The sequence below is a fragment of the Paeniclostridium hominis genome, assembly GCF_014306135.1.
In the GTDB taxonomy this organism is placed as follows: domain Bacteria; phylum Bacillota; class Clostridia; order Peptostreptococcales; family Peptostreptococcaceae; genus Paraclostridium; species Paraclostridium hominis.
On record NZ_JACRWD010000008.1, the window covers coordinates 43,267 to 63,449 of the forward strand.

A 20,183-nucleotide genomic window follows, 5' to 3' on the forward strand; every position below is an offset into this window, starting at 1 on the left:
AAGGAGCTTTTTATATGGGAAAAATAACTATAGTAGGTCTTGGACCTGGAGAATATTCTTTAATAAGTAAAGGTGCTTTAGATGCCTTAAAAAATAATTCTAGAATATTTTTAAGAACAGAAAAACATCCTATAATGGATAAGTTAAAAGATGAAATAAAATACACATCATTAGATTATTTTTACAATGAAGATGAAGATTTTGAGAATGTCTATAATAAAATATCTAATTTTATCATAGAAGAATCTAATAAAGGAGATCTTGTGTATGTAGTTCCTGGGCATCCTAGGGTCGCAGAAAAGACTGTAAGTATTATTAGTAGCATTGCCAATACAAAGGGTATAGAGGTAGATACAATAGCTTCTATGAGCTTTGTAGATGCTATGTTTAACTACTTAGAAGTTGATCCGTCAGAAGGATTTAAATTAGTTGATGCATTTGAGATTGAAAATAGCTATATAGATACGAATACTAGCATGATAATAACTCAAATTTATGATAGATTTATAGCTTCAAACGTAAAATTATCACTTATGGAGTATTATGATGATGAGCAAGAAGTATGTATAGTAAAAGCAGCAGGTGTTAAAAATCTAGAAAGTAAGAAATATGTTAAGTTATATGAATTAGATAGAAATGAAAATGATTTTGACTATCTTACTAGCTTATATATACCAAAGTCTGAGAAGATTACGTATAATAAAGTAAAAGATTTAGAAGATATAGTGGAGAGATTAAGAGGTAAAGATGGATGCGAATGGGATCAAAAGCAAACTCATAAATCTCTTAAAGCTCATATAATTGAAGAAGCTTATGAATTAGCACAAGCTATAGACAATGATGATATTGACGAGATGATAGAAGAATTAGGAGATATATTACTACACGTAGTGTTCCATTCTCAAATAGGTAAAGAAGAAGGATATTTTGATTTAAAGGAAGTAATAAAAACAGTTTGTGAAAAATTAGTATTTAGACATCCTCATGTATTTAAAAATGAAACTGTAGACATGAATACATATGACAAAAAATGGGAAGATTTAAAAAAGGAAGAAAAAGGTGAAACTACAATAACAGAAGGTTTAAGAAGAATTCCACCTAGTTTACCAGCTTTAACAAAAGCTAAAAAAGTACAGTATAAGGCAGCTTTAGTAGGGTTTGACTGGGATAATATAGAAGATGTATTTAAAAAAATTGTAGAAGAATATAAAGAATTACTTGACGAACACAAACAAGGAAATATAAAATACATAAAGGAAGAACTAGGAGATTTACTATTCTCAATAGTCAACCTTGCTAGATTTTTAGATATAAATCCAGAAGAAGCATTGAATCTAACTACTGAAAAATTCATAAATAGATTTGAGTTTATAGAAAATAGTGCTATAAGTTTAAATAAGAATTTAGAAGATATGACATTAGAAGAAATGGATGATTTATGGAATGAATCCAAAAATAAGCAGTAAATAAAAGGTATTTCGTTAAAAATCTAGAATTTTATTTAATATCTAGTATAAAATTCTATAATATAAACTTTTAGGAGGTAAGAACCGTGAACAAAGCTGAATTAGTAGCAAAAATGGCAGAAAAAAGTGAATTAACAAAGAAGGAAGCGGAAGCAGCATTAAATGCTTTCATGAAGTCTGTAGAAGAAGCATTAGTAGAAGGTGAAAAAGTTCAATTAGTAGGATTTGGAACTTTCGAAACTAGAGAAAGAGCAGCAAGACAAGGAAGAAACCCAAGAAACCCAGAAGAAGTTATAGATATACCAGCTTCTAAAGCGCCAGTTTTCAAAGCTGGAAAAGGATTAAAAGATATAATAAATGGATAATTTTATTTATATTTAAAAGTGTGGATATTCCACACTTTTTGTGTATAAGGAGGATTAAAAATATGAGATTAGATAAATTCTTAAAAGTTTCAAGAATCATAAAAAGAAGAACAGTTGCTAAAGAAGCTTGTGATAAAGGTATTGTAACTATAAACGGAAAAGTAGCAAAATCATCATCAGAAGTAAATGTAGGAGATTTACTTGAAATTCAATTTGGTGAGAAACTAATGAAATTTAAGATAAGAGAAATAAAAGAGCATGTATTAAAAAATGATGCGAAAGAAATGTTCGAGATAATAGAATAAATTCATAATATCCCTCGTATATTTATATTAGATTATTATAAACATTGAATATGGAGGGATATTATGGAGCATATTATAGACTTAAAGAATAGGTCAAGTTTAACTATTTCTGGAGTAGAGCACATATACTCATTTGATGATAAAAAGGTAGAAATACGAACTACATGTGGAGATATGGTTGTGGATGGAGAAAATTTAGATATGAGTAAGCTTAGTATAGACGAGAAGGTTATTACTATAACAGGGACAATAGATGGATTATGTTATAGTAAATCCAAAGATCCTCAAGAAAGCTTCTTTAAGAAGTTATTTAAATAATGATACCATTCACACAAGATTTAGGTGCTTTTTTTGCTACAATATATGGTGGCATATTCATAGGAATATTATTTGATCTATACAGAGCTTGTAAGAAAAACTTTAATGCAATCAAAATTTTCTCATTATTTTATGACATACTATTTTGGATAATTGTCACAGGGCTTGTTTTTATAACTGTAAACGTTATAGAATCCTTTGATTTAAGATATTATCATTTTATTGCTCTATTTATAGGATTTTTTATTTACTATAATACATTAAGTAAAATTGTTTTAAAGATTTTAAATAAATCAATAGGATTTATTATAAATACTATAAAGCAAATTTTGGTATACATATGCAAGATTTCGGTGAATTTGTATTACGTTATAATCTACTCAATACATTTCTTATTTGATACTATATTTTATATACCTAATTTAGTAATAAACATTTTAAAGTTTATACAGATTAAATCAGGTAAATTAAAAAAGGTTAAAAGTAAATCATAGGGGGGTAGATTATGAACAAAAGAAAAAAATTTATAGGGCAATATATTGTAGTTGGTATGTTTTTATGTTTAGTTGGAATATCGCTTATAGGGGGAGTTGCGACTCAAATTATTAAGTCAGCTAAATATAAAAATGATATAATTTGCTTAAAGAATGAAATAAAGAATACAGAGAAAGAAATAAAAAGTTTGAAAGAAGCTAAAAAGAAAATAGATAATGATAAATACATAGAGGAAATTGCTAGGAAAAAGTTGAAAATGGTTAAGCCAAATGAAATAATATATTTAGATATAAATAGAGGAAGTAATTAAGATACTTCCTCTATTTATATCTAAATATATTAAAGCTTTAATAGGAGGATAATTTTAATGAAGATAGGTGCTATAGATATAGGAACGAATTCTATGAGGTTATTAATAGCTGATTATATAGATGGAAAGTTATTTAATAGAGAAAAGTTTATAAATACAACTAGAATAGGTCAGGGAGTAGATAGTAAAGGATATATAAGGGAAGATGCTATAAAAAGAAATATAAAGGCACTAAAAGAATTTTCAGAGTTAGCATATGAAAAAGGATGTGAGCATTTATATTGCATAGGAACATCTGCATTAAGAGATAGTAATAATAAATTAGAGTTTATTAATTTAGCTAAAAATGAAGTTGGCATAGATGTTGAAATAATAAGTGGGCAAGAAGAGTCGAATTTAGGCTTTATGGGAGTTTTACAAGGATTAGAAGAAAATGAAGATATATTAGTTATAGATATAGGTGGTGGATCTACAGAGTTTATTTTAGGAGGGAATAATGGCATAGAATTTTCAAAGAGTGAAAATGTTGGGGCGTTAAGAATGACAGAAAAATTTTTAAATGAAGATCCTATATGTGAGGAAGAGTTTGAAAGTATGAAAAAATTTATATCTAGCACTATAAATGATACTTTAAATATACTAAAGAATAAAGAAATAAAAGCTGTTGTGGGAATTGGGGGAACAATTACATCTGTTTCTGCAATAAATCAAGAGTTAGAAACTTACTCTATGGAAAAAATTCATGGAAGTGAAATAAATCAAAAAGAATTAGATATTATTTTACAAAATTTAAAAAACATGACACTAAGTGATAAAAAAACATTAAAAGGTCTACAACCTAAAAGAGCAGATATTATAACAGCTGGTGTAACAATACTAAATATAATAATGAAAAAATTAGAAAAACAAAATATTATAGTGAGTGAGTATGATAATTTGGAAGGATTATTATGTCATAAAGCAAAAAAAATGTCTTAATATTATTATGGACTAGCTACTGATTATGACAAAAAAGATATCTCCCGTTTGTTACAATTTCAATATGAAAATAACAAGGGGAGGTTTTTTTATGCAAAGAAGTGTGGTAGTTAGTAGTAGAAAAATTGATTTAAAAAATACTATGAAAATAAATTTATCGGATTCTAATACAATAATTTTATGTTTAATTGGATTTTTACTTAGTAGGGCTATGGTAGTAGATAATATAGCTCCTTTAGGTGTTGCATTTTTCTTATGTGTTTCAAAGTTAGATAAATATAGGCTACCAGTTTTTGTATCTACTTTAGCTGGGACATTACTTTCATTTAATCAAGCATCTAATATTATAAAATATTCAATGTGTATAATTATTATGCATTTTATAGCAAATAATATAAAAAATATAAAATCTATAAATAAAATTTCTATGATAGGTATGCTTATAATAATGCCGCTATCTATTGGACAAGCTATAGTATTTGGAAATTATATATATAACTTAAGTATATCATTAGTTGAATGTATATTAATGTTTGTTAGCACATACATTTTTTCATATGGGGTTTCTATTATAAATAAAAGAGCTTCTAGAAAAGTCACCTCTAGTGAAGAAATTGTTGCTTTAACCATAATTATAACTTTTAGCATAATGGGGATAGGAGATGTATCTATAATAGGAATATCTATTAGAAATATTTTAGCAACTATGACAATATTAATATTATCTATAACAGGTGGAGCTGCCCTGGGAGCTTCTAGTGGAGTAATAATAGGTTTAGTTTATTTTATAAATAACATAACTTCTAGTATGTATATGGGCATTTATGCATTTGCAGGTTTGATCTCAGGAGGATTTAATAAAGTTAATAAATATTTAAGTATAGCAGGATATATAGTGGGTTGGAGTTTGATATATATTTACACATCTGGATCAGGTTCGAATATAATGGCGATTAGAGATATATTCATAGCAAGTATATTAGTGATGCTTATACCAGAAGAGTTTATGAAAAAAATAGAGAAGTTCATTAAGGGTAATGGTAGATTAAGTGACGGTATAGAAGATTATTTATCTAGAAGTAGAGAAATAACTAATAATAGATTAAGAGGAATGTATAAAACATACTCAGATTTAGCTAACACATTTGATAGGATAAGAGAAAAAGAAAAAATATTAGATCAAAAAGATATAGCGCATATTATAGACATGGTGTATAGTGATGAATGCAAAAATTGTGGAATGAGAAGAAGATGTTGGGAAACAAGATTTAATTATACATATACAATGATGAATAGAATATTAGAGTGCCTAGAAGAAAGTGGAGAAATTCAACTTGATAATATACCTAGTGATTTTAAGAAAGATTGTATAAAACCAGAAAGTATTGTAAAAACTTCTAATTGTTACTATAAAATGTTTGCTTTAGATTATAGTTGGCAGCAGAAATTTTCAGAAAATAGAAAGTTAGTAGCAAAACAAATAAGATATATGTCCAAGTCGATTGAATGCATGGCTATGGAATTAGATAGAGACATAACATTTGATATGGAAATGGAAAATAATATATTGATTGAACTCGATAGAAATAATATAAGTGTAAAAAAATTAAATTATATATCTAAGGACCTTAATGATTTTGAAGTCTTGATAGAAAAAGAAACATGTAAAGGCGGTAACTTATGTGAAAGGAAAATAGCTGGAGTTGTATCTAGTGTAGTAGGCCAAGATCTGGATGTTAATAAAATAGGTTGCACATGTTTAGGAGATAGTTGCAAAATAAAGCTATATAAAAAACAAGAATATAAGGTTGTAACAGAAGTTTCTAATATGTCAAAAGACGGATATATTATATCTGGAGATAATTATACATATATGGAGATATCAGAAGGGAAATACATGATGGCTATAAGTGATGGAATGGGAAAAGGAAGAAAGGCTTATGAGGAGTCATCAATAACTATAGATATATTAGAAAAAATGATGGATTCAAAGATAGATGAAGAGATAGTGATTGATACTATAAATAATATATTAATGCTTAAATCTTCTGATGAAATGTTCTCTACTTTAGATTTAGGTATTGTAGATTTAAATAAAGGTATATTAAACACTATAAAAATGGGAGCATGCTCAACTTATATAAAAAGAAGTAATGGAGATATAGATTTAATATCAACAGCATCATTACCTGTAGGTATTTTATCTGATGTCAACATAGAAAGAGATACTCGAAAGATAAAAGATGGAGATTATATAATTATGGTTTCAGATGGAATTATAGATGCAGGAAAAAATAAAAATTTAGGGGATAATTGGCTTATATATTTCTTAAAGAATATGGATACATCTAATCCTAAGGATATATCAAAAGAAATTTTAAATAGAGCATTAGATATACAAAATAATAATATATATGATGATATGACAGTATTAGTTTCTAAAGTTTATAAACATTAAAATATAAATCCACAACTTATACACAAAATGTGGATTAAATGTGAATAAGTTGTGGATATAAAATCATTAAAAATATGAAAAAAATCGTTGAAATTACAATATTCGACAAAATTGTATAAAAATGATTTGTATATAATAGGTAAAATTTAAAATAATAAATTCGTAGCAATTAAAAAATATTAACAATTTAATATAAAAAAAGCGAAAAAATGTTAATAACTTAATTTAAAATGTTGATAACTTAGATAAAAATATAGATAAATAAGAGGAATTATATTATATAAATGTTGAAAAATACAAATTTTATGTAAAAAAATAAATGTTAATATGTTGATAAGTATGTTGATAACTTAATAAATACTTATTTTGGTAGAATTGAATAATATGTATGCAAAAAGCCATCCTAATACTAACAAACTTAGTGAAAGGATGGCTTTTTATGGGGAAAAATATTTATAAAATCATAACAATTGTAATTGTTATTATATTATTTTCGACTGTTGCTCTTAAAAAAGAGATTGATAAAAGTATAGAAATAGTTAATGAAAAAATAACCGAAACAATGAATGATACTAGCAAAGAAGAAAAATCTAAAGAAGAAGTAAATAAAAAAACTAAATATACATCTTGGAATTTAGGAGATTTATATAAAAGTAATTCTGAATGGGAAAAAAGTTTAAAAAGGTTTAATATAGATACTAAAGAACTTAAAAATTATGTAGGAAAAGTAACTAAATCTTCTAAGCATTTATTATACGCATTAAATATAAAAGAAGATTTAGATTCAAAAATTGAAAAATTATATGCATATGTATCTTTAAATAAAGATGTTAATAAAAAATCATATGAATTTGCTAATATGGAGAAGAAACTAGATGAAGTATATAAAGTATATAGCTCTATTTGTTCTGATTTAGAGTTAGAGATATTGAAACTTTCAGATAGGGAATTTAAGGATATTACAAGAAATAGTAAAATATCAAGTAAGTACAAAATATATTTAAATGATATAAGAAGAAATAAAAAACATTACTTGAAAGCTAATGAAGAGGAATTATTAAATGGAGTAAGTGATATTACGACATTGCCCAAAAATGTTTATGAACTTTTTGTGAATATGGATAAAAAATCATCATTAAACCCATCTGAATATTCTCTAGCACTAGAAAGTGAAAATAGAGAAACTAGAAAAAAAGCTTTTGAAAGTGAATCTGTATTATACAATGATAATATAAATATGTTATCAGGATTATTTATAGGTCAAGTTAAAAAAAATATATTCTATTCGAATACTAGAGGGTATAAAAACTCAAGAGAAATGTACATGTCAGGTGATAATATAGATGCTAAAGTTTATGATGAGCTAATAAGTACAGTTAATAAAAATTTAGATACTTTGCATAAATACATTAGTTTAAGAAAAAAAGTGTTAAATTTAGATAAGGTGTACTCATACGATATGTATACACCTATAGTAAATCCTGTGGATGAGAATATTTCATATGACAAGGCTCAAGGCATAATATATGCAGCTTTAAATCCATTAGGTAAAGAGTATGGAGATGTGATTTATAAAGCGTTTAATGAAAGATGGATAGATGTTTTTTCAAATGATAAAAAAGTTAGTGGAGCATATTGCTTGTCATTATATGATAATCATCCATATATACTAACAAATTATAGTGGAAACTTAGATTCAGTATCTACACTAGCACATGAGTTAGGACATGCAGTTTATGGGTATATGAGTTCTAAAAACCAGAATTACTTAAATTCAAAACCTAGTATATTTACACATGAAGTTGCATCTATAACGAATGAGTCACTACTTTATGAGATGTTAATAAAAAATTCCCAAAATGATGAAGAAAAAGCTTATTATATAACTCAATATTTAGATTTAATAAAAAATACATTATTTGTACAAACTATGTATGCAGAATTTGAGAATCAAATACATTCTAAATTAGAAAAAAAAGAAACTGTGAATGTTTTAGTATTAAATGATGTATGGGGTGATTTATTAAAAAAATATTATGGAGAAGATTTTAATGTAGACCAATTGTCAAAGATAGGTTGGTCAAAGATACCACATTTCTATAATAGTTTTTATGTCTATAAATATGCTACAGGTTGTAGTGCAGCTATAGCATTTTCACAAGATATATTAAATAATGGAGCTGATAACTACTTAGCTTTTCTTAAAAAAGGAGGGTCAAATTACCCTATAGAATTACTAAAAGAAAGTGGTATAAATTTATATAGTAAGAAGCCAATAGAAAAAACGACAGATAAATTTAATAAGTTAGTTATGGATTTAGAAAGATTATTAGAAAATTAACAATAGAAGGAATTTATAAATAGTGGTAGAATATATTAAAGGCCCTTACAGAGAAGGGCTTTTAATATTGAAATCTGCTGTGTAATATACAAATAAAAATATATAATGTAAATTATTAATGAGGTGATAGCATGGCAAAGGTTAATGATAAGAAAACTACTAGGTTTATAGCTTTGGCTATTATAGGAACGTTAGTACTTTCTAGTGTTGCTAGTGTAGTAAGTTTATTTATAGGAATGTAAATTTAAGGAGGTATAATAGTATGAAACTATTTATAGATACTGCAAATGTAGATGAAATAAAAGAAATAAACTCATGGGGAGTTATAGAAGGTGTTACTACAAATCCATCTTTAATAGCAAAAGAAGGAAGAGTTTTTGAAAACGTAGTAAAAGAAATAACTGATATAGTAGATGGACCTATATCTGCAGAAGTTATTTCTATGGAAAGTGAAGGAATGATAAAAGAAGGAGAAGAATTAAGCAAGATACATAAAAACATAGTTATAAAAATACCTATGTGCGCAGAAGGATTAAAAGCTGTATCTGCTTTATCAAAAAAAGGTATAAAAACTAATGTAACTTTAATATTCTCAGCAAACCAAGCTTTACTTGCAGCTAAAGCTGGAGCTTCATATGTAAGTCCTTTCGTTGGAAGATTAGATGATATAGGACAAGAAGGTATAATGTTAATAGAAGAGGTTGCTGAAATATTTAATGTTCATGGAATAGAAACAGAAATAATATCAGCAAGTATAAGACATCCTCAACATGTTTTAACTTCAGCTAAAGCAGGAGCAGATATAGCAACAATACCATACAAAGTATTCAAGCAAATGTTAGGACATCCTATGACTGATATAGGAATAGATAAATTCTTAAAAGACTGGGAAAGTGTACCTAAAAATTAATAAAGAGACGATAATTTACGAATTATCGTCTTTTTTATAGTTATAAAGAATTATATACTATACTAATGGTTTATTTTAATGTCTATAAATATTTACTATTTATTAAATGTGATATATAATTTTATTGAAGATTAACGAATTAGGGGAGATGAATTTTATGGACAGAAATTTGGCATTGGAGTTAGTTAGAGTTACAGAAGCAGCAGCTTTAGTTTCTTCACAGTTTATGGGTAGAGGTGATAAAAACGGTGCAGATGGTGCAGCAGTAGAAGCTATGAGACGAGCATTTGAAACTGTGAAGATAGATGGTGAAGTTGTAATAGGAGAAGGTGAATTAGATGAAGCTCCTATGCTATATATAGGTGAAAAAGTTGGTATGGCAACTGAAGACAGTATGAAAGTTGATATAGCAGTAGATCCGTTAGATGGTACTACATTAATAGCAAAAGGACTGCCTAATGTTATATCTGTAATAGCTATGGGTAAAAAAGGAAGTTTACTTAAAGCCCCTGATACATATATGAAAAAGATTATAGTTGGTCCTAAGGCAAAAGGTTGTATAGATTTAAATGCAAGTGTTGAAGAAAACATAAAAAACGTCGCAAAAGCATTAAATAAGAAAACTACAGAAATGACTATAACAGTACAAGATAGAGAAAGACATAACTATATATTTGAAGCGGCTAGAAAACTTGGTACTAGAATAAAAATGTTTGGAGATGGAGATGTTGCTGCAGGAATAGCAACTTGCTTTGATGATACTGGTATAGACATGCTTATGGGAATAGGTGGAGGACCTGAAGGAGTTATAACGGCAGCTGCTATAAAATGTATGGGTGGAGATATGCAAGCTCAGATATATCCTTTAAGCGACTCAGAGAGAGTAAGATGTCATGAAATGGGATTAACAGACACTGATATAGAGAAGGTGTTATCATTAGAAGATTTAGCTAAAGGAGATGAACTTTTCTTCGCTGCTACTGGTATAACGGATGGAGATTTATTAAAAGGAGTTGTTAGTTTAGGAAATGATAGATTAACAACTAACTCAGTTGTGATGAGAGCTAAAACAGGAACTATAAGATTTGTTGATGCTATACACGCAGTAGATAAAAATGATATATTAACTGATTTAATGGGTAAATATAGTATATAGAATTATCATAAAAATAAAACTATTTTATATGAGTAGTTTTATTTTTTTATTTGTTGACCATAATGCATAAATAGTGATAATATTAAAGTTAATTATTTAGTACAAATACTGGAAACTTTTCATTTGCACGCCTTTAATTTCCGAATAAAAACTGTAATTGTATTATGGAATAGGAGGGTTTTTTTGAATATAAAAGATATGAATTTAGAGAATATAAAAGATATGACTCTAGTGCAATTAAAAGAATTAGCTAAAGAACTAGGGATTAAGTCTATAAGTAAGTATAAAAAAAATGAGTTAATACAAATTATAAGCGAGTATAAAAATAAAAATATGATAGATAATAATAAAGAAACAGAAAAACAAGAAGAAATTAAAAGTGAACAAAAACCTAGTGTAAATAAGCCAGAAAATAAAAACTATGAAAATAGAAATCAAAGACACAATCAAAGCTTTAATAGAAATTCTTATAGTGTAAAAGAAGTTGATGAAGCTAAGATTGTAGATGAGTTTAATACGTCTAAAGACGATGAAGTAATGGGAGTATTAGAAATATTACCAGATGGATTTGGTTTTTTAAGAGGACCTAATTACTTATCTACAGAACATGATGTATATGTGTCTCCATCCCAAATCAGAAGATTTAATATGAAAACAGGAGATAAAGTCAAAGGGATAACTAGGCATCCAAAAAGTGGTGAAAAGTTTAGGGCATTATTATATGTACAAAGAATAAATGATGAACATCCTGAAACAGCTACAAAAAGAAGAGCATTTGAAACTCTTACACCTATATACCCAGAAGAAAAACTTAAATTAGAAAAATATCAAAATGAAATATCTACAAGATTGATAGATTTAATATCTCCAATAGGTAAAGGGCAAAGAGGATTAATTGTCGCTCCACCTAAGGCTGGTAAAACTATACTTTTAAAAAGTGTAGCAAATAGTATAGTTAAAAATCATCCTGAAGTAGAACTTATAGTTCTTCTTATAGATGAAAGACCAGAAGAAGTTACTGATATGCAAGAATCTATAGATGCTGATGTAATTTATTCTACATTTGACCAAGTTTCTAGTCATCATGTTAAAGTTGCAGAAATGGTTTTAAATAGAGCACAAAGATTAGTTGAGCATGGAAAAGATGTTGTGATATTATTAGATAGTATTACTAGACTTGCCAGAGCTTACAATTTAAGTATATCACCTACTGGAAGAACGTTATCTGGAGGTTTAGATCCAGGAGCTCTTCATGGACCAAAAAAATTCTTTGGTGCGGCTAGAAATATAAGACAAGGTGGCTCACTTACAATATTAGCTACAGCTTTAGTTGAAACTGGTTCTAGAATGGATGATGTTATATTTGAAGAATTCAAAGGAACAGGGAATATGGAACTTCATCTAGATAGAAAACTGGCTGAAAAGAGGGTATTCCCAGCTGTTGATATATATAAATCTGGTACTAGAAGAGAAGATTTATTATTAACAGAAGAAGAAAAAGCTGCACTTTGGAAACTAAGAAAAGAAATGAGTAATAATTCAGTTTATGAAGTTACTGATAAAGTCTTAGAAATACTAAGAAGAACTAAAGATAATGATGCGTTTATAAAGTATATAAAAGAGGCTTTAAACTAATTAGAAAACTCTTGAACGCTAAATAATCTTATGTTATAATGGTGTAGTTGAATGATGAAAAACGAAAAGTTAATATAATTAATTTCGAAAAGTAAGGAGAAGAGGTGACAAATATGCAAAAAGATATACAACCAAAATACCAAGAAGTTGAAGTACGTTGTGCTTGTGGTAACACATTCGTAGCAGGATCAACTAAAGATGAAATAAAAGTTGAGATATGTTCAGAATGCCATCCTTTCTATACTGGAAAGCAAAAGAATATAGAAGCTGGTGGAAGAATCGACAAGTTCAAGAAGAGATTCAAAATCGACTAATAGTAAATACGGAGTTGGCTTGCCAACTCCTATTTTATTTATATAGGAGGATTAAGGATGTATAGACCTATTAATCATGGATACATAGAGGTTGTTATAGGGCCTATGTATAGTGGAAAAAGTGAAGAACTTATAAGAAGGTTAAAAAGAGCTAAAATTGCAAAGCAAAATGTTGTTGTTTTTAAACCTGTTATAGATGATAGATATAGCAAGGAAGATGTAGTATCTCATAGCGGATACACTATAAATGCTATTCCTATAAAAGATTCATCTGAGATTAACAAATATATAAATGAAGATACACAAGTTGTTGGAATAGATGAAGTGCAATTTTTTGATGATAAAATAGTAGATATGGCTATTGAATTAGCTGATAAAGGGATAAGAGTTATAGCCGCAGGATTAGATATGGATTTTAAAGGGGAACCTTTTGGACCAACTCCAAGATTATTAGCAGTAGCAGAATTTGTAGATAAAATACAAGCTATATGTTCTGTTTGTGGTCAACCGGCAACAAGATCTCAAAGACTTATAAATGGGGAGCCGGCTAAATATGATGAGCCTATAATTCAAGTTGGAGCTGTTGAAAGCTATGAAGCTAGATGTAGAAAGTGTCATGTAGTAAAAAAATAATATTTAGATAGTAAACACCTTTTAGGTGTTTTTTCTTTATCTGTATAGTAATATTATATATATGATATTATAAATTGAGGTGAGGAGATGAAAAAACAAGCTGTGGGAGGTCAAGCTGTCATAGAAGGGGTTATGATGCAATCTAAAGATAAGAGAGCAATAGCTGTTAGAAAAAATGATGGTGAAATTGTAGTAGAAAAAAAGAAAATAAAAAGTTGGATATCTGATAAAAATATAGATAAGATACCTTTAATAAGAGGAGCTTTTATATTAATAGAAACAATGATAGAAGGTATTAAAAGTATGAATTTTTCATCGGAATTTTTCTTAGAAGATGATGAAGGTGAAGAAGGTGCTTTTGATAGATTTATAAATAAAATATTTAAGGATAAAGCTGGGGATGTATTAATAATAATTGCATTGATTTTAGGTTTATCATTAGCGACATTGTTATTTGTAATTACCCCTACTATTATAGGAGGGTTATTTTCAAAATTAATAGAAAATAAACTAGCACTGAATTTAATAGAAGGTATCACTAGGCTATGTATTTTATTTATTTATATAGCTTTAATATCAAAAAATAAAGATATTCAAAGGGTGTTTGAATATCATGGTGCAGAACACAAATCTATTTATTGTTATGAAAATAATCTTGATCTTACTGTAGAAAACGCTAGAAGATTTACTACATTACATCCTAGATGTGGAACAAATTTTTTATTTATTGTTATGTTTACATCTATAATATTATTTTCGTTTTTTGGATGGCCAAATCCTATAATAAGAATAATTATGAGAATTATATGTGTTCCTATTGTAGCAGGAATTTCGTATGAAATTATAAAATTGCTTGGGAAATATAATAATAAATTGACTAGATTTGTTGCTTATCCAGGGATGATGTTACAAAAGTTTACGACTAAAGAACCAGATGATAAGCAATTAGAAGTAGCACTAGAAGCATTGAAGGCTGTTATAGAGTAATAAAGGAGAAAAATATGACAATAAGAGAAATATTAATTAAATATATGGAAAAGCTATCAGATATAAGTGATACTCCAAGATTAGATACGGAAATCTTACTTCAAAAGGCTCTTGGAAATGTAGATAGGTTATATATACAATTAAATTTAGATAAAAAACTTAACAATGAAGAGTTAGCTAACTTTAATAAAATGATGGAAGATAGATTAAATGGAAGACCAATAGCTTATATAGTTAACAATAGAGAGTTTATGGGATTAGATTTTTACGTAGAAGAGGGTGTACTAATTCCTAGACCGGATACAGAACCACTAGTAGAAGAGGTTATAGAACTTGCAGGTAACAGGGAAAATTTATCAATAGTAGATATAGGAACTGGATCAGGAGCTATAAGTGTTAGCTTAGCAAAATACATAAAAGTATGTCATATATATTCATTAGATATATCAGATAAAGCTTTGAGTATAGGCAAACAAAATGCTATAAGTAATGGAGTTGAAGATAAAATTGATTTTATAAAGTCTGATATATTTACAGGAATAAAGGATAAAGGTTTAATGCTTGATATAATAGTTTCAAATCCTCCATATATAAGAAAAGAAGATATAAAAACTCTTCATACACAAGTTAAGGATTATGAACCGTATATAGCGCTTGAAGGTGGAGAAGATGGATTAGATTTTTACAGAGCTATAACGGAGCAATCTGTAAATTACCTAAAGAAAGAAGGTATATTAGCTTTTGAAGTTGGTCATGATCAAGCTAAAGATGTTTCTGACATTATGAGATCTCATGGATATGAGAAAATATACACTAAGAAAGATTTACAAGGAATTGATAGAGTTGTTATAGGTTTTAAACTATGATATAATCAACTATTGATATGTTACAAATAAAGAGGTGAAAAGTATGCTAAATAAATTAGAAGTACTAGAAGATAAATATAAAGAATTAAGTGAAAAAATAGCTGATCCGGAAATAATAAATGATCAAAAAGTTTGGCAAAAGTTTATAAAAGAACATGCTGAATTAGAACCAATAATAATGAAATTCAGAGAGTACAAAGATGTAATGAATAGTATAGCTGAATCAAAATCTATTTTACAAGAAGAATCAGATGAAGAGCTAAGAGAATTAGCTAAAATGGAATTATCAGAAATGGAAGATAAAGTAGAGCCGATAGAAGCTGAATTAAAAATATTATTATTACCTAAGGACCCTAACGATGATAAAAACGTTATAGTTGAAATCAGAGGTGGAGCTGGAGGAGATGAAGCAGCTCTATTTGCTGGAGATTTATTTAGAATGTATTGTAGATATGCAGAAAGAAAGAGATGGAAAGTTGAGCTATTAAGTGCTAGTGAAACTGGTGTTGGTGGATACAAAGAAGTGTCTTTCATGATAAAAGGTAAAGGTGCATACTCAGTTCTTAAATATGAATCAGGAGTTCACAGGGTTCAAAGAATACCATCTACTGAATCTGGAGGAAGAATACATACATCAACTGCTACAGTTGCAGTATTGCCAGAGGTAGAGGATGTTGAAGTAGAAATAAACCCAAATGACTTAAGAATAGATGTTTTCCGTTCTTCAGGAAATGGTGGACAAAGTGTTAACACTACTGACTCTGCAGTAAGGGTTACACATATACCAACAGGAGAAGTTGTATCTTGTCAAGATGGAAAATCTCAATTAAAAAATAAAGAACAAGCTTTAAAGATATTAAAAGCTAGATTATACGATAAAGCAGTTGCTGAACAAAATAAAGAAATATCAGCAGAAAGAAAGAGTCAAGTTGGTACAGGGGATAGATCTGAAAGAATAAGAACTTACAATTTCCCACAAGGAAGAGTAAGTGATCATAGAATAAACTTAACATTATATAAATTAGATGCATTCTTAGATGGAGATTTAACTGAAATGATAGATGCACTAATAACTGTAGATCAAACTGAGAAAATGATGGCTTTATAATTTGAATAATAAAAATCCCTATTACTAAGATAGGGATTTTTTGTAAGTAAAAATGGTTATTCTCTGGTATTGGAATAATGATAATTTGTTGTACATAAAATTAAAACAAGTTAAATAATACTAGGGGGGAGTCATGTTGCTTGAAATAACATTGATAGGACTTATATCTGGAGTTATAGGAACAAGTATAGGTGGTATTATATCTACTGTTTTTAGAAAAAATGTTAATAGGTATTTAAGTTTTTGTATGGGTATTTCTGGAGGAATAATGCTAGCTGTAGTGGTATTTGACCTTCTTAAAGAATCTATGTCAGAGGTAGGGGTTTTTAATACAATTATATTTGTATTTATTGGAGCTATAGCTACAATGTTAATAAAAAACAGACTAGAAGTTAAATCTGACCTTAATTCTGGATACTTAATATTTTTAAGCATATTGCTACATAATTTACCTGAAGGCTTGGCTATAGGTTCTTCATTTATAGCTACAGAAAATTTAGGATTAGCACTAGCTGTTGTAATTGGTATACATAATATACCTGAGGGATTGGCTATGGCATTAAGTTTAGTTGGGAGTAAGATGAGTACTGTTAAAGTTATATTGTTAACTATAATTGCAGGTATTCCTATGGGAATAGGAAGTTTTTTAGGTGCATATTTTGCTGATATGTGTACTTCTTTAATAGGGGTTTTTCTAGCTATAGCAGCAGGAACAATGATGTATGTAGTTTTAGAAGAAATATTTCCAACAACTAAATCTATGTATTCTATAATAGGTTTTTTAGTTGGAATTTTGATAGTAAGCTATATATAAACTAATATGGAAGGAAGGTATACTAATGATAAAGACATTAATAAGTAATATAGATGAACTTAATATAGATAAGGAAGAAATAAAAAAACATGCTGATTTATTAGCAAAAGGAAAAACAGTAATATTTCCTACTGAAACAGTTTATGGTTTAGGTGCTAATGCTTTAGATGAAGAAGCTGTAAAGAAAATATATGAGGCTAAGGGAAGACCTAGTGATAATCCTTTAATTGTACATATATATAATGAAAATGAAATTAATTCACTGGCAACAGATATAAGTGAACAAGCGAAAAAATTAATGGATGAATTTTGGCCAGGGCCATTAACAATGATATTTAAGAAAAAAGATATAGTTCCTCAAAGAACAAGTGGAGGGTTAGATACAGTAGCTATAAGAATGCCATCACATCCTATTGCTAGAGAAATTATAAGACAATCTGGAGTTCCTATAGCAGCTCCATCTGCTAATATATCAGGGAGACCTTCTCCAACTAAAGGCGAGCATGTTTGTGAAGAAATGAATGGAAGAGTTTCTGGAATTATAGTTGGTGGAGACTGCGACTTTGGATTAGAATCTACAGTTATAGATATGACGTCTGAAAAGCCGATGATTTTAAGACCTGGAAGTATAACTAAAGAACAAATAGAAGTTTTAATTGGTGAAGTTCTTATTGATCCATCTATTGAAGGTAAGGCAGATATAAAAAAAGCTAAAGCACCTGGAATGAAGTATACGCATTATTCTCCTAATGGTGATGTATATATAGTAAGTGGAGATGAAGAGAATGTAATAAATAAAATTAATAGCTTGATAGAAAAACAAGAAGCAAATAATCTAAAGTGTGGAGTAATTTGTAAAAATAAAAATATAGATAAATATAAAGGTCAAGTTATAGGATTAGGAAATAATCTTGAAGAAGTCGGAAGTAATTTATTCAATTCATTAATAGAGATGGATAAAAAAAATATAGATGTAATATATTCAGAAGCTTTTTCTAATACTGGAGTAGGACGAGCTATAATGAATAGATTGATGAAATCTGCAGGGTATAAAGTAATAGAAGTATAAATTTAAAATTATATAAAATAATTGAACAGAATTAATGCAAAAAATGTAAAAGTTTAGTATAATATAAAATTAAGTATAAATCTATTCATACAATTTATTGGAGGTATTAGGACCATGAAAATAGGTTTAGGTAGTGATCACGGTGGATACAATTTAAAAGAAGAAATTAAAAAACACTTAGCATCAAAAGGGATTGAAGTTATAGACTTTGGAACTGAAAATGGAGTAGATTCAGTAGATTATCCAATATATGGTGAAAAAGTCGCTAAAGCTGTTATTAGCAAAGATGTAGATTATGGTATATTATGCTGTGGAACTGGGATAGGAATATCATTAGCAGCAAATAAAGTAAAAGGAATTAGATGTGCTGTTGTTTCAGATACATTTTCTGCTAAGATGTCTAAAGCTCATAACAATGCAAACATGCTGTCTTTAGGAGAGAGAGTAATAGGAAAAGGTTTAGCATTAGAAATAGTTGATGCATGGCTAAATACTGAGTTTGAAGGTGAAAGACATTTAAGAAGAGTTAATATGTTAAATGACATAGAACAAAATAATTAGGAGGCTTATACAATGAATAAAGTAGTAGTTGCAGATCATCCATTAATACAACATAAGTTAACTTTAATGAGGGATAAAAATACAGGATCTAAAGATTTTAGAGAACTTTTAACAGAGATAACAATGCTTATGGGATATGAAATAACAAGAGAGTTACCTTTAGAAGAGATAGAGATAGAAACTCCAGTAGTTAGAACTAAAGCTAAAGTTATAGCAGGTAAAAAATTAGGTATAGTGCCTATATTAAGAGCAGGTCTAGGAATGGTAGATGGGCTTGTAAACTTAGTTCCAGCAGCTAAAGTTGGACATGTAGGATTATATAGAGATCCTGAAACTTTACAACCAGTAGAATATTATAGTAAATTCCCACAAGATATACATGAAAGAGAAATGATAGTAGTTGACCCGATGTTAGCAACTGGAGGATCAGCTATTGCTGCAATAGATGTATTAAAAAGAGATGGAGCTAAAGTTATAAAATTAGTTAATCTAGTAGCCTCTCCAGAAGGAATAGCAGAAGTTCATAAATATCATCCAGATGTAGATATATACGTAGCAAGTATAGATGAGAAATTAAATGATCATGGATATATAGTTCCAGGATTAGGGGATGCTGGAGATAGATTATTCGGCACTAAGTAATTAAGTAAAAAGGTATCTATAAAACATATAGATACCTTTTAAATATTTATAAAAAGATTTGGATTTTAAAAAATACTAATTTAAAATGAGGAAGATAATTAAATTATAAATTTTTTTATAAATTTTATTATAAAAAATATTAAAAATTATTTAAAAAAAATGTAATTATTTGTAGAAAAATTTTCATAAAAGGTATAAAATTAATATATACTGTATACAATGAAAATAAAATTTTTATAAGTATGTAATGAAAATATAATATATATTTTGTATGCGAAAATATGCATAAATACTAATATAATGAAGATTATATTAGTATGAAATTGTAATTTTAACTTATAGAATTATATAATTTCATAAAATGAATATTTTGAATAATTCAAAAATATTTATTCAAATTTCACACAAAAACGAAAAAACTGAAATTTAAAAATCTTTATTGGGTATTGATA

General features: G+C 28.0%; 21 protein-coding genes. All 21 read left to right on the forward strand.

The features are described from left to right. The first annotated feature begins 14 nt into the window (after nucleotides 1–14). On the forward strand, nucleotides 15–1,466 hold the full coding sequence (gene yabN, locus H8891_RS13310) for a bifunctional methyltransferase/pyrophosphohydrolase YabN (protein WP_187006806.1): 1,452 nt from the start codon (nucleotides 15–17) through the stop codon (nucleotides 1,464–1,466). 86 nt (nucleotides 1,467–1,552) lie between these two features. Next, nucleotides 1,553–1,831: an HU family DNA-binding protein gene (locus H8891_RS13315; RefSeq protein ID WP_147547760.1), complete on the forward strand. Its 279-nt coding sequence runs from the start codon at nucleotides 1,553–1,555 to the stop codon at nucleotides 1,829–1,831. A 62-nt stretch (nucleotides 1,832–1,893) separates the two neighbouring features. Further along, nucleotides 1,894–2,136 carry an RNA-binding S4 domain-containing protein gene (locus H8891_RS13320; RefSeq protein ID WP_147547759.1) on the forward strand — a complete coding sequence of 81 codons (243 nt, stop codon included), beginning with the start codon at nucleotides 1,894–1,896 and terminating at the stop codon, nucleotides 2,134–2,136. Between the two features lie 63 nt (nucleotides 2,137–2,199). After that, the gene (locus H8891_RS13325) at nucleotides 2,200–2,454 is read left to right on the forward strand and encodes a YabP/YqfC family sporulation protein (protein ID WP_147547758.1); all 255 of its coding nucleotides are present in this window, start codon (nucleotides 2,200–2,202) and stop codon (nucleotides 2,452–2,454) included. Continuing rightward, nucleotides 2,454–2,948, forward strand: coding sequence for a spore cortex biosynthesis protein YabQ (yabQ, locus tag H8891_RS15645; RefSeq protein WP_147547757.1), 495 nt, complete (start codon nucleotides 2,454–2,456; stop codon nucleotides 2,946–2,948). The genes H8891_RS13325 and yabQ overlap by 1 nt, the downstream gene beginning before the upstream one ends. Nucleotides 2,949–2,959: 11 nt before the next feature. Continuing rightward, nucleotides 2,960–3,259: an FtsB family cell division protein gene (locus H8891_RS13335; protein WP_147547756.1), complete on the forward strand. Its 300-nt coding sequence runs from the start codon at nucleotides 2,960–2,962 to the stop codon at nucleotides 3,257–3,259. 57 nt (nucleotides 3,260–3,316) lie between these two features. Next, the gene (locus H8891_RS13340; RefSeq protein ID WP_187006807.1) at nucleotides 3,317–4,237 is read left to right on the forward strand and encodes a Ppx/GppA phosphatase family protein; all 921 of its coding nucleotides are present in this window, start codon (nucleotides 3,317–3,319) and stop codon (nucleotides 4,235–4,237) included. 91 nt (nucleotides 4,238–4,328) lie between these two features. Beyond that, a complete protein-coding gene (spoIIE, locus tag H8891_RS13345; protein WP_187006808.1) occupies nucleotides 4,329–6,695 on the forward strand; it encodes a stage II sporulation protein E in 2,367 nt (788 codons plus the stop codon). Nucleotides 6,696–7,134: 439 nt separating this feature from the next. Beyond that, complete coding sequence (gene pepF, locus H8891_RS13350) at nucleotides 7,135–9,036, forward strand: oligoendopeptidase F (protein WP_187006809.1); 1,902 nt, start codon at nucleotides 7,135–7,137, stop codon at nucleotides 9,034–9,036. Between the two features lie 262 nt (nucleotides 9,037–9,298). Beyond that, complete coding sequence (fsa, locus tag H8891_RS13355) at nucleotides 9,299–9,946, forward strand: fructose-6-phosphate aldolase (protein ID WP_147547752.1); 648 nt, start codon at nucleotides 9,299–9,301, stop codon at nucleotides 9,944–9,946. Between the two features lie 157 nt (nucleotides 9,947–10,103). Beyond that, nucleotides 10,104–11,102, forward strand: a complete 999-nt coding sequence (glpX, locus tag H8891_RS13360) for a class II fructose-bisphosphatase (protein WP_187006810.1) — start codon at nucleotides 10,104–10,106, stop codon at nucleotides 11,100–11,102. Nucleotides 11,103–11,300: 198 nt separating this feature from the next. Next, the gene (gene rho, locus H8891_RS13365) at nucleotides 11,301–12,737 is read left to right on the forward strand and encodes a transcription termination factor Rho (RefSeq protein ID WP_187006827.1); all 1,437 of its coding nucleotides are present in this window, start codon (nucleotides 11,301–11,303) and stop codon (nucleotides 12,735–12,737) included. A 113-nt stretch (nucleotides 12,738–12,850) separates the two neighbouring features. Beyond that, nucleotides 12,851–13,051, forward strand: coding sequence for a 50S ribosomal protein L31 (gene rpmE, locus H8891_RS13370; RefSeq protein WP_025161269.1), 201 nt, complete (start codon nucleotides 12,851–12,853; stop codon nucleotides 13,049–13,051). Between the two features lie 57 nt (nucleotides 13,052–13,108). Further along, nucleotides 13,109–13,684 (forward strand): thymidine kinase, encoded by a 576-nt coding sequence (locus tag H8891_RS13375; protein WP_187006811.1) that lies wholly within the window; start codon nucleotides 13,109–13,111, stop codon nucleotides 13,682–13,684. A gap of 87 nt (nucleotides 13,685–13,771) precedes the next feature. Beyond that, a complete protein-coding gene (locus H8891_RS13380; protein WP_147547749.1) occupies nucleotides 13,772–14,671 on the forward strand; it encodes a DUF1385 domain-containing protein in 900 nt (299 codons plus the stop codon). 14 nt (nucleotides 14,672–14,685) lie between these two features. Further along, a complete protein-coding gene (gene prmC / locus H8891_RS13385) occupies nucleotides 14,686–15,537 on the forward strand; it encodes a peptide chain release factor N(5)-glutamine methyltransferase (RefSeq protein WP_187006812.1) in 852 nt (283 codons plus the stop codon). A 43-nt stretch (nucleotides 15,538–15,580) separates the two neighbouring features. Then, nucleotides 15,581–16,645: a peptide chain release factor 1 gene (prfA, locus tag H8891_RS13390; RefSeq protein WP_147547747.1), complete on the forward strand. Its 1,065-nt coding sequence runs from the start codon at nucleotides 15,581–15,583 to the stop codon at nucleotides 16,643–16,645. Nucleotides 16,646–16,778: 133 nt separating this feature from the next. Beyond that, nucleotides 16,779–17,459 (forward strand): ZIP family metal transporter, encoded by a 681-nt coding sequence (locus tag H8891_RS13395; RefSeq protein ID WP_187006813.1) that lies wholly within the window; start codon nucleotides 16,779–16,781, stop codon nucleotides 17,457–17,459. A 25-nt stretch (nucleotides 17,460–17,484) separates the two neighbouring features. Beyond that, a complete protein-coding gene (locus H8891_RS13400) occupies nucleotides 17,485–18,528 on the forward strand; it encodes an L-threonylcarbamoyladenylate synthase (protein ID WP_187006814.1) in 1,044 nt (347 codons plus the stop codon). A 114-nt stretch (nucleotides 18,529–18,642) separates the two neighbouring features. Further along, the gene (gene rpiB, locus H8891_RS13405; RefSeq protein WP_147547742.1) at nucleotides 18,643–19,089 is read left to right on the forward strand and encodes a ribose 5-phosphate isomerase B; all 447 of its coding nucleotides are present in this window, start codon (nucleotides 18,643–18,645) and stop codon (nucleotides 19,087–19,089) included. A gap of 12 nt (nucleotides 19,090–19,101) precedes the next feature. Further along, a complete protein-coding gene (gene upp / locus H8891_RS13410; RefSeq protein WP_147547740.1) occupies nucleotides 19,102–19,731 on the forward strand; it encodes a uracil phosphoribosyltransferase in 630 nt (209 codons plus the stop codon). The last annotated feature ends 452 nt before the right edge of the window (nucleotides 19,732–20,183 follow it).